Below are 15,593 nucleotides of genomic sequence, written 5' to 3' on the forward strand. Positions count from 1 at the left end.
GCCGGTCAGTTGGGTGAAAGTCGAACTCTAAACGCCCTATTCCCCTGTAGGAGCTACCGCAGGCTGCGATCTTTTGATCTTGTAAAAAACGCTTACGAACGTGCGCGAGCCTGGTTACGCAGCGCTTTCACCTGATCATGATTGCGTTGCACGCCGTGGTACTGGCGCTCAACGATGTCACGAATGCCCACCAGGTTGTGCTTGTTGATTTTCTCCATGGCGTCCCGATAAGCCTTCAGTGCATGGTCTTCACCACGCTCGGCTTCATTGAGTACCGCCTCTTCGTCCTTGCCGGTGAACATCGACTTCACGTCGACCCAGCGACGGTGCAAGTCGCCGCTGACACTGGTTGAAGTTTCTGGATCGCCACCCATCGAACGCACGGCACTCTGCAATTCCGACGCAGCGGCTGCACAGTCAGCGGAACGTTGCACGAACAGGGTTTTGAGTTCAGGGTGTTTGATGTCTTCAGCGCAAGTCTTGAACCCTTCCTGACCGTCTTTGCTGGTTTCAATCAGGTCGTTGAGTACAGAGATCGCTTCTTTATTCATGTCGGTCATTTTTCAATTCCTTGCGGTTGATGAAAGATGACTTACTCATTGCAGAGCGCATGCCAGCTTCGAAACGATTAATTTCCTGATATTTTTCAAATAGTTAACTTTATTCAGAAAATCTGTATCCGTTTTTTTTGCATGATCTGTCAATTGGCCTGCATGCAGAATGCCTGTATTTTCCAGACTGACCGAATCAAGACGACTGCGTGATGAACCCTGAAAAGCTCGAACTGCTGATAACTCGCGAAATGCCCTTTGGCAAATACAAGGGCCGCATCATCGCGGACTTGCCCGGCCCCTACCTGAACTGGTTCGCCCGAGAAGGTTTCCCCCATGGCGAATTGGGCGGCTTGCTGGCCTTGATGCAGGAAATCGACCACAACGGTTTGTCGGAACTGCTCGAACCGATACGTGCCAAACATGGCAAACCCGCGCCTCGCCACTGATTCATTAATCCCGCCCCAGATTGAGTAGCCCATGCCCGACAATACCCGCCGCGCCCGAGATGAAGCTTTTTGGCGGACCTTTGCCGATCGCTACGACCTGCAACCCGGTCCGATCAATCTGGAAAACGGTTACTTCGGGCGCATGTCGCGCACGGTGGTCGAGGAATATCAGCGCAACATCGAGCTGATCAACCGCGGCAATTCGGTTCATGTGCGCCAGCGTTTCGAACAGGGCGAGAGCGTGAAGATCCAGGCGCAGGTGGCCAAGCTGATCGGTATGCCCGGCGAGAGCATCGCCCTCACCCGCAACGCCTCCGACGGTTTGCAATCGTTGATCCGCAATTACAATCGGCTGCAACCGGGCGACCAGGTGCTGATCTGCGATCTGGAATACGACACGGTGAAGGGCGCCATGCGCTGGCTGGCACGTCATCACGGGGTCGAAGTGATCGAGATCGATCATACGCATCCCGCCAGTTTCGACAGTTTGCTGAGCACCTACCGCGAGACCTTCGCGCGTTATCCGCGACTCAAGTTGATGACACTGACCCACGTCACCCACCGCACCGGTCTGGTGATGCCGGTGCAAGCGATTGCCGCCGCTGCCAAGGAACATGGCATCGATGTGATCCTCGACGGCGCCCACGCGCTCGGCCAGGTCGAATTCGACCTTGATGAACTGGGCATTTCTTTCGCCGCCTACAACCTGCACAAGTGGATCGGTGCGCCGCTGACCCTGGGCTTTCTCTACATCGCCCCGGAGCGCCTGGCCGACATCGATCCCGACATGGGCGAAATGCATTTCCCGATCACCGACATTCGCGCCCGCACGCCGTACAGCACACCGAATATCCCGGCGCTGCTGACCCTGCCACTGGTGCTCGAAGAGCATTGGGCCATGGGTGGTTCACCCGCCAAAGGCACGCGCCTCAACTACCTGCGTAACCTGTGGGCCGGAGCAGTGCGCGAAGTGCCGGGCATCGAAGTCCTGACCCCGGACGATCCACGGCTGTATTGCGGCATCACGGCGATGCGTTTTACCGCGCATGCCGATCAACAAGTGATGGTCGAGCGACTGCTCAACGAATACAACCTGTTCACCGTGGTACGCAGCGGCGCGGCGTGTGGTCCGTGCATCCGGATTACACCGGGGCTGACCACTACCGCTGACGACATGAAGCGCTTGACCACGGCGCTGATCGAACTGCGCTGACGTCACACGGTGTATTTGTCGAAGTCCTCGGGCCTGATTTGCGTCGACACCGCAAAGGTGTCGATGCCGATGGTCATCTGCCCGAAAAATCCGTCTTCATTGGAATCGCGACCCAGTGTGTGAATCTTCAGGGTCGAGTCTTCCCCGCCCATGGTGGTGTAAAAGTAATCCTGCTGGTTGGTCAGCGCTGTCGCGGCACGGCCACTGTATTGGCGGCTGCCGAGCACCGAGCGCGAGGCCACTTCCGGAAAGTACAGTTGCCCCACCCAGGCCACGTGCCGTTCTTCGAGATAGTTGTTGCCCGAGGTGATTCGCACGGCGACATGAATATGCAGGGCGCGGCCGGCATAGAAACCCGGAAAGATGCTGGTAAAGCGTACGTTGCCCGACTTGTCGGTGAACTGCCCGCCACGCAAGTACGTGTCGTCGTCGGTTCGCGGGATCGCGCCGATATCGCCGACGTCGGCTTCAAGGTCCGGATTGATTTTGCTCCAGCCCGAATAGGACCCGCGCGCATTGCAGTGCCAGATATCCACCAGCGCATCAGTGACCGGTTGAGCGGTCATGGCATCGACGATTTTCAAGCGCAGCACCAACGGAATGCCGTCGGCGCCTTCGCTGATGTTGCGGCGGATCAGTTTCGGATTGCGGAAGTACGGCCCGGCGATCTGCTCCGGGGAAAGCAGGTAAACGGGTGATGCTGAGGTGTAGGCGTCCATGACGTTCTCTCTTCCATAAGATGAACGCAGGCTAGCACTGGTCGATTCAGGGGGTGCGGTAACTATGTATCGCAGGATGTCCTTGTGGAGGCATCGTTTTCTGGGGCAAAAAAAAACGGTGCACCGACCAAGCGCACCGTAAAGCCGTAGAACACACAACGAAGTGTCGGGTGAAGCGATCAGTCCAGCAGCGCCAATGCCTCGGCGGTGCATTCCTGAATGCGGGCCCAGTCGCCGTTCTTGATCCACTCCGGATCAAGCATCCAGCTACCGCCCACGCACATGACGTTTTTCAGCGCCATGTAGCTCTTGATGTTGGCCGGACCGACGCCGCCGGTCGGGCAGAATTTCACTTCGCCGAACGGGCCGCCCAGGGCCTTGATGGCTGCGACGCCGCCGCTGACTTCCGCCGGGAACAGCTTGAAGCGGCGATAGCCCAGACCGTAGCCTTCCATGATGCCCGAGGCATTGCTGATGCCCGGCAACAACGGAATCGGACTGGCGACGCTGGCTTCCAGCAGATCGCGGGTGATGCCTGGCGTGACGATGAACTGCGAGCCCGCCGCTTCGGCCGCGGCCAGCATCTGGCGGTCGAGCACGGTGCCGGCACCGGTCATCAGTTCCGGACGCTGCTCGCGCAGGATCTGGATGGCCTTGAGGCCGAACTGCGAACGCAGGGTCACTTCCAGGGCGGTCAGGCCACCGGCGGCGAGGGCATCGGCCAGCGGCAGGACATCCTGCTCGCGGGCAATGGTGATCACCGGCAGGATCCGCGCCTTGGCGCAGAGGCTGTCGATCAGGGCAACTTTATCCGCCATGGAAACGGTCGGGGATGGGTTTTTCATAGCGGCTGTTCCTTGGCTCATGGGCACCAGTAAATCTCTAACGTGGGTTGCAGAAAAGCGCGAATCGGCATTGCGGCGACATCGTCACCGGCCAGTGCGGTATTCAGGGTGGTCAGCTTCGACTGACCGGAAATCGACAGAATTTTGTGCTTGGCCGAGGCCAGCAACGCCCGGCTCATGGTCAGGCGCTGATGCGGCACGGTCGGCGCCAGCATCGGGTAGCAGCGACGAATGCCGTCGGCCTGCAAGGCTTCGGCAAGGTTCGGGCTGTTGGGGAACAGCGACGCGGTGTGGCCGTCGTCGCCCATGCCCAACACCAACACGTCGATCACCGGCAACTCGGAGAGCAAACGGTCGGCGTGATCGGCGGCTTGATCGAGATTGGCGGCAGCGCTGTACAGGCTCAGGAACTGAGCTTTGGCCGCCGGGCCTTGCAACAGGTAGCGCTTGATCAGGCCGGCATTGCTATCGGCGTGCTCAACCGGCACCCAGCGTTCGTCAGCCAGGCTGACGACCACGTTCGACCAGTCCAGCGCCTGCTTGGCCAGGTGCTGGAAAAACGCCACCGGGCTGCGGCCACCGGACACCACCAGGGTCGCAGTGCCCTGGGCGTCGATCGCATCGCTCAATTGTTTGGCCACCTTCAGTGCCAGGCCTTCGGCCAGCAGCGTCGGGCTCTTGAACTCATGGGTGCTGACACCCTGAGGCAGTTTCAAATCAGATATCGCCATACCACGACCTCCCATCCCGCGTGATCAGAGCAATGGAGCTCATCGGCCCCCAGGACCCGGCCGCGTACGGCTTGGGCGCATCACCGGACTTTTTCCACCCGGCGATCAACTGGTCACACCAATTCCACGCGGCTTCGATTTCATCTTTACGGACAAACAGGTTCTGATTGCCGCGCATCACTTCCAGCAACAACCGCTCGTAGGCATCGGGAATCCGTGCGCTGCTCCAGGTGTCGGAAAAATTCAGCTGCAACGGACCGCTGCGCAGCTGCATGCCCTTGTCCAGGCCTTGATCTTTGGTCATCACACGCAAGGAAATGCCTTCGTCCGGTTGCAGGCGGATAATCAGCTTGTTGCTGATTTGCAGGCGCTGCTCGGGAGCGAAGATGTAGTGCGACGGTTCCTTGAAGTGGATGACGATCTGCGACAGTTTTTGCGGCATGCGCTTGCCGGTGCGCAGGTAGAACGGCACGCCGGCCCAGCGCCAGTTGCGGATGTCGGCACGCAGGGCAACGAAGGTTTCGGTGTCGCTCTGGGTGTTGGAATTCGGTTCTTCCAGATAGCCCGGCACCGCTTTGCCTTCGCTGTAACCGGCGATGTACTGGCCGCGTACCACTTGGGTAGTCAGGCCTTCCGGGCTGATCGGCGCCAGCGCCTTGAGCACTTTGACTTTCTCGTCGCGGATGCTATCGGCGGACAAGTCGGCCGGCGGGTCCATGGCGATCAGGCAGAGCAGTTGCAGCAGGTGATTCTGGATCATGTCCCGCAGCTGACCGGCCTTGTCGAAGTAACCCCAGCGGCCCTCGATCCCGACCTTTTCAGCCACGGTGATTTCCACGTGGGAGATGTAATTCTGGTTCCACTGGGTTTCGAACAGGCTGTTGGCGAAACGCAGGGCGATCAGGTTCTGGACGGTTTCTTTGCCCAGATAGTGGTCGATGCGGTAGGTGCGGTTTTCCGGGAAGAACTGCGCCACGGCGTCATTGACCTTGCGCGAGGATTCCAGGTCCGAGCCAATGGGTTTTTCCAGCACCACGCGGGTATTTTCCGCCAGACCGACCTTCGCCAGGTTTTCGCAGATTGCCCCGTAAACGGCGGCCGGGGTCGCAAAGTAGGCAATGACCCGCTGCGAGCTGCCGGCCATTTCAGCCAGGGCGACGTAGTCTTCGGACTTGAGGAAATCGACATGCAGATAAGTCAGGCGTGCGAGAAAACGCTCGACCACAGCTTCGTCCAGCTCTTTGGCACCGACGTAGCGGCGCAGCTCGGAGGCGATGAACGTCAGGTGCTCCTGCTCGCTGCCAGGCTCCCGGGCCAGCGCGATGATCCGCGTGTCCTCGTGCAAGAGGCCGGCGCCGTCAAGTTGATAAAGGGCAGGAAACAACTTTCGCAGGGCCAGATCGCCGAGGGCGCCGAACAAGGCAAAGGTGCACGGTTCAACCGTAATCGAGAGCATGATGTTTGTTCTTTTATCAAGTTAAGCTACAAATACCTTTTTTCAAGGCATCACTCAAGGGAAAATGTAGTAATAACCACAACATTTTCGCAAAATACAGATTCCGAGTGGTGGTCGGTCGGAGCCATCAGTAGGATAGGCCACCGTTATGGGCCACACCAAAGGCCCTTTTTGCATTAGCCGCGCGCTTATCGGCGCAGGTGAATCAAGGATACTCATATGGACCGCGTGCGAAATTTACTGGAACAGATCCAGAGTCGCCTTGAAGAGTTGAACAAGGCCGAACGCAAAGTCGCCGAGGTGATCCTGCTCAACCCACAGCAGGCCACCCGTTTCAGCATCGCCGCCCTCGCCCAGGCCGCTTCGGTCAGCGAGCCGACGGTCAACCGTTTCTGCCGGTCGTTTGGTGTCAGCGGCTACCCCGAGTTGAAGCTTCAGTTGGCCCAGAGCCTGGCCAGCGGCGCCGCCTATGTCAGTCGAGCGGTTGAGGCTGACGACAATCCGGAAGCGTATACCAAGAAGATTTTCGGCAGCGCCATTGCGTCCCTGGACAGCGCCTTGCAGGCACTGGACCCGAACCTGATCAGCCGCGCCGTCGACCTGTTGATCCAGGCCCGGCAAATCCATTTCTTCGGCCTCGGCGCCTCGGCCCCGGTGGCGCTGGATGCGCAGCACAAGTTCTTCCGTTTCAACCTGGCCGTGACCGCCCATGCCGATGTGCTGATGCAGCGCATGATTGCCTCGGTGGCGCATACCGGCGAATTGTTCGTGATCATTTCCTACACCGGCCGCACCCGCGAACTGGTGGAAGTGGCACGTATCGCCCGGGAGAACGGCGCTTCGGTACTCGGCTTGACCGCAGAGAATTCACCGCTGGCCAAGGCCAGTACGTTGAGCCTGAACATTCCGCTGCCGGAAGACACCGACATCTACATGCCGATGACTTCGCGGATCATTCAACTGACCGTGCTCGATGTGCTCGCCACCGGCATGACCTTGCGTCGCGGGGTGGATTTCCAGCCGCATTTGCGCAAGATCAAAGAGAGTTTGAATGCGAGCCGGTATCCCGTGGGTGACGAGTTTAATTAGGACGCTTCGAGTAAAAGATCGCAGCCTCGTTTCACTCGACAGCTCCTACAGGTGTACACGCGCCGTTCTTTGTAGGAGCTGCCGAAGGCTGCGATCTTTTGATCTTCTTTACACCCCCACCCGCGCCTGCAAACTCAAATGCGCCCGCTCCCCCGGCTTCAGGCACAGGCTATCGGTGCCGCCGCTGGCGGCCTCCACGCAAACAAATTCGGATATCTCGTTCCAGCTCACGCCCAGCAACGGCCGTGAGCCCGGATGCCAGACCACCGTGTCAGCCGTATCGCCAGTATCGATGCACAACGCCCGATCCCAGGCGTGGTCATTGAGCTGCAACTCGCCGTCATGCTGGAACACCCGCTGACAGCCGCCATCCACCCGCAACTCGCCTTCCTGCTGGCAAACCTGGCGGTTCAACTGGTCGTAACCTTGCGCGCCTTCGAGCCCAGACAGCGCTACCTCACCAACGTCACCAATACGCCAGTAAGCGTGCAACGCCTGACTCAGCTGGCACGGCATGTCGTCCTGATGCTCGGTACTCAGGCGCAAATCCATACGTTCGCCCAAGTGCGCATGCAGGTCCACTTGCCAGTCGCACAGCTCCAGCTGCCAATGCAGGCGCACGCCATCGTCGTCGCTGCTGCTGTCGATCAACTTCCAGTCGAGCAAGCGCGCCCAACCATGGGACGGCCAGGCGTTTTCGCTCGGATGCCGGCCATACCACGGCCAACACACCGGCACGCCACCGCGAATCGCGCCGACCTGCGGCCACTTCGCCGCGCACCACAACCATGGCTTTTGGTCCTTGGGCTGGAAGTGCAGCAACTGCGCGCCCTGACGACTGAACACCGCCTGACACAGCGGATGATCAATCACCAACACGTCGCGCTTCTGATAGCGCTCCCACGCGAACACCGGACGTTCGCGCAAGGATTTGAAGAAGCGTTGTAGCGGATGCTCAAGCATGTGCCACGGTCCTGAAAATCATCTGTTACCGGGGTGCGCCCGCCCCAAAAAAAAGCGGACAGCCTTGGCTGTCCGCAAAAATGCGCACATAGAGAGGAGCTTATCGCAGTCGCGTTAGAACACCGACTGAATTTTCAGGCCGGCGACCAAAGCATTGTCGACTTCATCCACACCACCCGGGTGAGTGATGTACTGCAGGTTGGGACGCACGGTCAGCCAGTTGGTAACGTGGAAACCGTAGTTGAGCTCGTAGTTGTATTCGGTCTCACGCAGCGGCGAGAACAATGGATCTTCGTAGTTGCTCACACCATTGGCGGCGTTGGTCAGCTCGGCGTTTTTCTTCACGTCATCGTTGACATGGATACGGGCGAAACCGATGCCCAGGTCATCTTTCGGACGGGCGTCGAACGGGCCTTTGTACACGAACATCAGCGACTGGTAGTTGTCGACGATGTTGGTGTCCTTGTCGTGGAAAGTTGCGTTGGCGGCGATGTTCAGACCGCGGCTGGCGTCACCGTTATGGCTGGTGAGTTGCTGTTGTGCAACGAACCAGTAGCCGTGCTTGCTGCTGTGGCTGCGATAGGCGTTGCCGCTGGTGGCTGCATCGTCGCCGTTGTCATCTTCGCGAACGTCATCGGCGCTGGCCGTGCTTTTGTAGTAACCGACACGGTATTCGCCCGGCAGGTTGCCTGGGTTAGGCAGCCAGACCAGTTCGACCGGCAGGACGGTGCCGGCAGTACCGCTGCCGCTGAGCTTGAAGCCGTTACCGTGTTCCAGCTGCGACGGGTTCTGGTTGTACGCGCCGATCTGCGCATACCACTCAGGCGAGATGTTGTACTTCACGCGGATCGCCGCTTGGCTGACCGGCCAGTTGTACCAGATGTTGGTCGCCCAGTTACCCACTTGGGAACCGCAGAACGCCAGGTTCTGGAATTCGCACGGGAAGGTGTTGAAGTCTTCGCCTTCACCGAAGTAACCGGCCTTGACGTCCAGTTTGTTGTCGAGGAACTGATGCTTGATCCACAACTGGGTCAGACGGACCATGTGGCCACGGCCGTAGACTTCCTGCGAGGAACTCAAGGTGCCGGCACGCGGGTCGCCGACACGGTCGTTTGAGATGTTTTCACCGTTACGGTTGGTCAGCTGGATCTTGGCCTGGGTGTTGTCCCAGCCGAACAGCTTCTCAAGGTCCAGTGCCGCGCCCAGGCCGAACTGGTCGGAGTAGCGCGCAGTCTTGTCGTTGTTGAACCCGCCATGAAGGTTGCCGCCCACTTCACCGACGTAATCCATCTTGATGTCGATGCCCTGCTCGATCAGCTTGGTTCGTTCGCCACCCCAATCCCCGGTCATCCATTCTGAATCGGCGCTAAACGCGTCAGCCGCGTGGACGCTACCGGCCAGTGTCATTGCTGCAATGGCAGACAACTGGCAGATAAGCTGAGCGCTGTTCTTCTTCTTCATCCCTACATCCTCGTTTTATTGTTATTAACTTTTCTTTTTCTAACGCGGTTACATCAGTTGCGACACGCGACAGGCCGCGCATCACGGATTCCCCCACCTGTAGGAGCGAGCTTGCTCGCGATGGACGCAAACGATGACGCGTGCTTTCTGGAGAAATGCGGCGCCTTCGAGAACATCGCGAGCAAGCTCGCTCCTACAGTTTTTTTGATCTTCAGCGACCTTTGAATTGCGCGACGTTGGCGGCGTGCGATTCGGTTTTCGGTAAGGCGGCAACCCCCAGGCGCTCGCCAGTATTGGCATCGAACAGCAGCACTTTCGCCGGATCGAATTGCAGGGTCAGGGTCTCGCCAACCTGCGGTGCCACGTCCGGCGCCAGACGGCAGCAGACCTTGGTTTCGTTGAGATTGACGAACACCAGCGTGTCCGGGCCGGTCGGCTCGGTAACCTGGACTTCGGCGCGAATGGTCGGCAATCCATTGGCATCGCCGTTCGCCAGCATGATCTGCTCAGGACGCAGGCCGAGGATCACTTCGCGGTCTTCCAGTCCGGCATCCTGCATGCTCATCGGCAGCTCGCAACGCGCCTGGCCACTGTCCAGCAGCGCGACAAGTCGACCGTCCTTGCGTTGCAGGCGCAACGGAATGAAGTTCATCGGCGGCGAGCCAATGAAGCTCGCCACAAACAGATTGGCCGGGTTGTTGTAGATGTCTTTCGGCGTACCGAACTGCTGGATGATCCCGTCCTTCATCACCGCAACCTTGTCGCCCAGGGTCATGGCTTCGATCTGGTCGTGAGTCACGTAGACCGTGGTGGTTTTCAGGCGCTGGTGCATCAGTTTCATTTCGGTGCGCATCTCGACCCGCAGCTTGGCGTCGAGGTTGGACAGCGGTTCGTCGAACAGATAAATCTTCGGTCGACGCGCCAGGGCACGGCCCATGGCCACGCGCTGTTGCTGGCCGCCAGAGAGTTGGCCAGGCTTGCGATTGAGCAGGTGTTCGATCTGCAACAGCTTGGCCACCCGGGCGACTTCCTCGTCGATGGCCGACTGATTCATCTTGCGGATTTTCAGACCGAATTCGATGTTCTCGCGCACGCTCATGGTCGGGTACAGCGCGTAGGACTGGAACACCATGGCGATGTCGCGATCCTTGGGGCTCATGCCGCTGACGTCCTGATCGCCGATCATGATCGCGCCGCCAGTGATGGTTTCCAGACCGGCGATGCAGTTCATCAGGGTCGATTTACCGCAACCCGAAGGCCCGACCAGGATCAGGAACTCACCGTCCTTGATCGACAGTTCGATGTTCTTCAAGGTGTCCGGCAGGCCGGCGCCATAGGTCTTGTTTACATTGCGAAGTTCGAGCGTTGCCATGATTACCCCTTGACTGCGCCGGCCGTCAGACCGCGCACGAAATACTTGCCTGCGACCACATAGACCAGCAGGGTCGGCAGCCCGGCGATCATCGCCGCTGCCATATCAACGTTGTATTCCTTGGCGCCGGTGCTGGTGTTGACCAGGTTGTTCAGCGCGACCGTGATCGGTTGCGAATCACCGCTGGAGAACACCACGCCGAACAGGAAGTCGTTCCAGATCTGGGTGAACTGCCAGATCAGGCAAACCATGATGATCGGCGTCGACATCGGCAGAATGATCCGGCGGAAGATGGTGAAGAAACCTGCGCCGTCGAGGCGGGCAGCCTTCACCAGTGCACCCGGAATGCTCACGTAGTAGTTGCGGAAGAACAGCGTGGTGAATGCCAGGCCGTAAACCACGTGCACGAACACCAGCCCGGTGGTGGTGCTTGCCAGGCCCATCTTGCCGAGGGTGAACGACGCCGGCAGCAGCACGGTCTGGAACGGCAGGAAGCAACCGAACAGCAGCAGACCGAAGAACAACTGCGAACCACGGAAGCGCCACATTGACAGCACATAGCCGTTCAACGCGCCGATCGCCGTCGAAATCAGCACCGCCGGAACAGTGATCTTGATCGAGTTCCAGAAGTAACCGTCGACCGTGGCCCAGGCCTTGACCCAGCCGATGCCGGTGACCACGGTCGGCCAGCTCAGCAGGTTGCCGGTGCTGATGTCTTCCGGGGTCTTGAAGCTGGTCAACAGCATGACCATCAATGGAATCAGGTAAAGCAATACGGCGAGGATCAGCACCGCGTAGATCGCGATGCGACTCAGGCTGATGGCAGGTTTGGCAGCGAGACTAGTCATGACGCTTGGTCCTCAGCTCGGAGTACAGGTAAGGCACGATGATTGCGAGAATCGCACCGAGCATCAGAATCGCACTGGCCGAGCCCATGCCCATCTGGCCGCGACTGAACGTGAAGGAGTACATGAACATCGCCGGCAGGTCGGAGGAATAACCCGGGCCACCGGCCGTCATGGCCGCCACCAGGTCAAAACTCTTGATCGCGATGTGCGCCAGAATCATCACTGCACTGAAGAACACCGGGCGCAGGCTCGGCAGCACCACTTTCCAGTAGATCGTCGGCATGCTCGCGCCATCGATCTGCGCGGCACGGATGATCGATTGATCCACACCGCGCAGGCCGGCCAGGAACATCGCCATGATGAAGCCCGAGGCTTGCCAGACCGCTGCGATCACCAGGCAATACACCACGCGGTCCGGGTCGATCAGCCAGTCCAGACGGAAGCCTTCCCAGCCCCAGTCACGCAACAATTTGTCCAGGCCCATGCCCGGGTTGAGCAGCCATTTCCAGGCAGTACCGGTGACGATCATCGAGAGCGCCATCGGGTACAGGTAAATGGTGCGGATGAAACCTTCGCGACGGATTTTCTGGTCGAGGAAAATCGCCAGTGTCACGCCGATCACCAGCGTGATGCCGATGAACATGCCGCCGAACAGCGCCAGGTTCTTGCTCGCCACCCACCAGCGGTCGTTGTCGAACAACCGTGCGTATTGCGCCAGGCCCGCCCACTTGTAGTTCGGCAGGAATGTCGAGGTCGTGAACGACAGAACGAACGTCCACAGGATGTAGCCATAGAAGCCCACCAGAACGATGAACATGCTCGGCGCCAGCACCAGTTTTGGAAGCCAGCGTTGCAATGCATCGAACGGCGAGGCCTTGCTGAACACAGCAACAGAACTCATGGGGAAATCCAGAATAGGGAATTAGGATTACAAGTGCGCTCCCTGTGGGAGCCAGCCTGCTGGCGATTGCGTTGTGTCAGTTCACACATCTGGTGTCTGACAGTCCGCCATCGCGAGCAGGCTCGCTCCTACAGGGGCCAGGCATTACTTGGCCGACTGAACCGCTGCGCCCAGTTTTTTGGCGGCGTCAGCCGGGTCGGCTTTCGGGTCGTTGATGTAGTTGGTCACCACATCGAAGAACGCGCCCTGTACCGCCAGCGTGGTTGCCATGTTGTGCGCCATGCTCGGTTGCAGGCCGCCGGACTTGGCGTCTGCCAGGAAGTCCTTGGCGGCAGTCTGGGCGCAGGAGTCGAAACCGTATTTGCCCATGTCCGCCAGCATGTCGTTACGCACCGGGATCGAGCCCTTGTTGATGCTGAAGACTTTCTGGAAGTTCTCACCCAACACGACTTTGGCGATGTCCTGCTGACCGGCAGCAGTGCCCGCGTCTTTCTGCTTGAACACCGCCAGAGAGTCGATGTTGTAGGTGAAGGCCTTGTCGGTGCCCGGGAACGCTACGCACTCGTAGTCCTTGCCGGCGACTTTCTTGGCGGCGGTCCATTCGGACTTGGCCCAGTCACCCATGATCTGCATGCCGGCCTTGCCGTTGATGACCTTGGCCGCTTCCAGGTTCCAGTCCTGACCTTTGCCGTCGGCGTCCATGTAGGTCGCGACTTTTTTCAGTTCGGTCAAAGCCTTGACCATTTCCGGGCCGGTCAGCGCTTTGTTGTCGAGATCGACCAGGGCTTTCTTGTAGCCATCAACGCCCATCACCGAGAGCACAACGGCTTCGAACACGGTGCTGTCCTGCCAAGGCTGACCGCCGTGGGCGAGCGGAATGAAACCCGCTGCCTTGAGCTTGTCGCCGGCGGCGTAGAATTCTTCGAGGGTGGTAGGTGGTTTTTCAATGCCGGCTTTCTTGAAGACTTCCGGGTTGATCCACAGCCAGTTGACGCGGTGGATGTTCACCGGCACGGCCACGTAATCACCTTCGTACTTCACGGTATCGGAGACTTTCTTGTCGAGCAGGCTGTCCCACTTCTCCGATTTGGCAACGTCTTTCAGGACATCGGTGTCGAGCAGGCCGGTAGACGCCCACTCCTGAATGTCCGGGCCCTTGATCTGGGCCACGCCTGGCGGGTTACCCGCAACGGCACGGCTCTTCAGCACGGTCATGGCAGTCGCACCGCCACCACCGGCGACTGCGCCGTCCTTCCAGGTGAAGCCGTCTTTCTCGACTTGGGCCTTGAGGACATCGACCGCTGCCTTTTCGCCACCCGACGTCCACCAATGCACGACTTCCACGGAACCTTTGGATTCGGCGGCAAGAACACTGAGGGGAAGCGCAGACAGGGAAGCGAGAGAAATGACAGTAGCGAGGCGAGAAATCGCATTCATCTAGTAGTACCTTTCTTGTTGTTATGCATGCAAGTCTGGTGCTTGCGCTGCATAGGATTTTAAACAGGGGAAGCCCCTTCGCAGGTAACGAAGGGACGCGCGAATGTCACTGCATGGTTACATAGAACCGCTCTGGGACAACTGTGCCAGCGCACTGGCCATGCTCGGCGCCAGCGGCAGGCGCGGGATCAACAAGGCTTGCCAGGCGTGATACAGGTCTGGTTTTCCGGCCCAGATATCGGCACTTGGACGGTTCAACGGGTCGAGTTCGTGATGCCAGCTGCCGTCGCAGCGGTCGATGAAATGACTGTCACAGAATTCCCAGAACAGTCGGTACCAGCGTTCGAATTGTTCATCGCCGGTGCGCTTGAGCAAGGCACTGGCGGCGGCGCTGGCTTCGCAATGAGTCCAGTGCAAGCGATGACGAACCACCGCTTTGTTGTCCCAGTCGAGGGTGTAGACAATGCCCGGCGCGCCGTCGACGTCCCAGCCATGCAGGCAATTTTGCTCGAAGAGTTTTTGCGCGTCGGTGGCCAGCCAACCCGGCGTCAACATGCCGGCCTGCACCCGCGCCGCTTCGAGGTGCAGCAACAGCCGCGCCCATTCAAAGCCGTGGCCCGGTGTGGTGCCATAGGGGCGGAAACCGTCCGCCGGGTTGTCGTGGTTGTACTCGCGCAGCGGTTGCCAGTCGCGGTCAAAATGCTCGACCACCAAGTAGTCATTGGCGGCGGCATGGCCGTGGATCACACGCTCGACAATGCGTTGCGCACGGCACAGCCAGCGGTTGTCGTCGGTGACATCGGCCAGGGCGAGAAAGGCTTCGGTGGCGTGCATGTTGCTGTTGGCGCCACGATAGGCTTCCTCGGTGCTCCAGTCGCGATTGAAGGACTCGCGCATCGCGCCCTCTTCTTCGCTCCAGAAGTAGGTGTCGATAATGTCGATGGCATCATCGAGCAACGCCTGTGCGCCGGGACGTTGCGCCACCACCGCGGAACTCGCGGCCAGCGCGACAAAGGCATGCAGGTAGGCGTTCTTGCCGGTGTTGCCGTCGCGGTGTCCGGCCACTGCAAACCAGCCCCCGTGCACCGCATCGCGCAGCGGCCCGCGCAGGGCTTCGACACCGTGATCGACCAGTTCGGCAAATCCGGGCAGGCCTTGAATGTGGGCCATGGCAAAGCTGTGGGTCATGCGCGCGGTGTTCATGGTTTCGGCTTGCGCGTCGGCCGGCAGATGACCGCGCTCATCGAGATTGCCGAAGCCTTCAGGCAGCTTCGAAGCCTTGGCGAACGCCAGCATTCGCAAGCCTTCGGCAGCGAGCCATTGCTGGTGTGCAGGTGCGTTCAGCCAACTGCTGAAAGCAGGTTGGAAGGTGTGCATGGGAGACCTTTTTTGTTGTTATGACTGAGGGGCAGTCTAAACAACGGGCGATGGCTGGCTTGTAACGAAGGGGGCGAGTTATGTCACCGGGTTGTGACAATGCTGAGGCGAGGAATGTTTTGTGGCGAGGGAGCTTGCTCCCGCTGGGGTGCGAAGCGCCCCCAAATGAGAGACTGCTGCG

General features: G+C 59.4%; 15 protein-coding genes. 3 read left to right on the forward strand and 12 right to left on the reverse strand.

The genetic code is table 11. The annotated features are described in order from the left end of the window. Positions 1–92: 92 nt before the first annotated feature. Positions 93–560, reverse strand: a complete 468-nt coding sequence (locus tag ACW9JC_RS22085) for a ferritin-like domain-containing protein (protein WP_338582579.1) — start codon at positions 558–560, stop codon at positions 93–95. Between the two features lie 203 nt (positions 561–763). Between ACW9JC_RS22085 and ACW9JC_RS22090 the strand changes: the two genes are divergently transcribed. Both ACW9JC_RS22090 and ACW9JC_RS22095 read left to right on the forward strand, forming a co-directional pair. Beyond that, a complete protein-coding gene (locus tag ACW9JC_RS22090) occupies positions 764–1,000 on the forward strand; it encodes a DUF3820 family protein (protein ID WP_457457561.1) in 237 nt (78 codons plus the stop codon). Positions 1,001–1,031: 31 nt separating this feature from the next. Then, complete coding sequence (locus ACW9JC_RS22095; RefSeq protein ID WP_457457563.1) at positions 1,032–2,213, forward strand: aminotransferase class V-fold PLP-dependent enzyme; 1,182 nt, start codon at positions 1,032–1,034, stop codon at positions 2,211–2,213. Positions 2,214–2,215: 2 nt separating this feature from the next. Here the strand turns inward: ACW9JC_RS22095 and ACW9JC_RS22100 are convergent, their stop codons facing one another. The 4 genes from ACW9JC_RS22100 to zwf form a co-directional block, all read right to left on the reverse strand. Further along, positions 2,216–2,932, reverse strand: a complete 717-nt coding sequence (locus ACW9JC_RS22100) for an intradiol ring-cleavage dioxygenase (protein ID WP_457457565.1) — start codon at positions 2,930–2,932, stop codon at positions 2,216–2,218. Positions 2,933–3,111: 179 nt separating this feature from the next. Then, positions 3,112–3,777, reverse strand: a complete 666-nt coding sequence (locus ACW9JC_RS22105) for a bifunctional 4-hydroxy-2-oxoglutarate aldolase/2-dehydro-3-deoxy-phosphogluconate aldolase (RefSeq protein ID WP_457457567.1) — start codon at positions 3,775–3,777, stop codon at positions 3,112–3,114. A gap of 17 nt (positions 3,778–3,794) precedes the next feature. Next, complete coding sequence (pgl, locus tag ACW9JC_RS22110) at positions 3,795–4,508, reverse strand: 6-phosphogluconolactonase (RefSeq protein ID WP_457457569.1); 714 nt, start codon at positions 4,506–4,508, stop codon at positions 3,795–3,797. Beyond that, on the reverse strand, positions 4,495–5,964 hold the full coding sequence (gene zwf, locus ACW9JC_RS22115; protein ID WP_416126194.1) for a glucose-6-phosphate dehydrogenase: 1,470 nt from the start codon (positions 5,962–5,964) through the stop codon (positions 4,495–4,497). The genes pgl and zwf overlap by 14 nt, the downstream gene beginning before the upstream one ends. A 228-nt stretch (positions 5,965–6,192) precedes the next feature. Here zwf and ACW9JC_RS22120 point away from each other — a divergent pair, with 228 nt between their 5' ends. Next, positions 6,193–7,053, forward strand: a complete 861-nt coding sequence (locus tag ACW9JC_RS22120; protein ID WP_173668879.1) for a MurR/RpiR family transcriptional regulator — start codon at positions 6,193–6,195, stop codon at positions 7,051–7,053. A gap of 108 nt (positions 7,054–7,161) precedes the next feature. Here ACW9JC_RS22120 and ACW9JC_RS22125 read toward each other — a convergent pair whose 3' ends face one another. The 7 genes from ACW9JC_RS22125 to ACW9JC_RS22155 all read right to left on the reverse strand — a co-directional run bounded on the left by ACW9JC_RS22125 (position 7,162) and on the right by ACW9JC_RS22155 (position 15,412). After that, the gene (locus ACW9JC_RS22125; RefSeq protein WP_416126195.1) at positions 7,162–8,016 is read right to left on the reverse strand and encodes a D-hexose-6-phosphate mutarotase; all 855 of its coding nucleotides are present in this window, start codon (positions 8,014–8,016) and stop codon (positions 7,162–7,164) included. Positions 8,017–8,130: 114 nt separating this feature from the next. Continuing rightward, positions 8,131–9,477 carry a carbohydrate porin gene (locus ACW9JC_RS22130; protein ID WP_338582587.1) on the reverse strand — a complete coding sequence of 449 codons (1,347 nt, stop codon included), beginning with the start codon at positions 9,475–9,477 and terminating at the stop codon, positions 8,131–8,133. Positions 9,478–9,688: 211 nt separating this feature from the next. Then, entirely contained in the window at positions 9,689–10,849 is a 1,161-nt protein-coding gene (locus tag ACW9JC_RS22135) for an ABC transporter ATP-binding protein (RefSeq protein WP_457457572.1), read from the reverse strand. A gap of 2 nt (positions 10,850–10,851) precedes the next feature. After that, positions 10,852–11,697 carry a carbohydrate ABC transporter permease gene (locus ACW9JC_RS22140; protein ID WP_457457574.1) on the reverse strand — a complete coding sequence of 282 codons (846 nt, stop codon included), beginning with the start codon at positions 11,695–11,697 and terminating at the stop codon, positions 10,852–10,854. After that, positions 11,690–12,598: a carbohydrate ABC transporter permease gene (locus ACW9JC_RS22145; protein ID WP_338582590.1), complete on the reverse strand. Its 909-nt coding sequence runs from the start codon at positions 12,596–12,598 to the stop codon at positions 11,690–11,692. Before ACW9JC_RS22145 ends, ACW9JC_RS22140 begins: the two co-directional genes overlap by 8 nt. 144 nt (positions 12,599–12,742) lie before the next feature. Beyond that, a complete protein-coding gene (locus tag ACW9JC_RS22150; RefSeq protein WP_338582591.1) occupies positions 12,743–14,035 on the reverse strand; it encodes an ABC transporter substrate-binding protein in 1,293 nt (430 codons plus the stop codon). A 117-nt stretch (positions 14,036–14,152) separates the two neighbouring features. Continuing rightward, positions 14,153–15,412 carry a D-mannose isomerase gene (locus tag ACW9JC_RS22155; RefSeq protein WP_457457577.1) on the reverse strand — a complete coding sequence of 420 codons (1,260 nt, stop codon included), beginning with the start codon at positions 15,410–15,412 and terminating at the stop codon, positions 14,153–14,155. Between the last annotated feature and the right edge of the window lie 181 nt (positions 15,413–15,593).

This window comes from Pseudomonas sp. SDO5591_S426 (assembly GCF_054070755.1).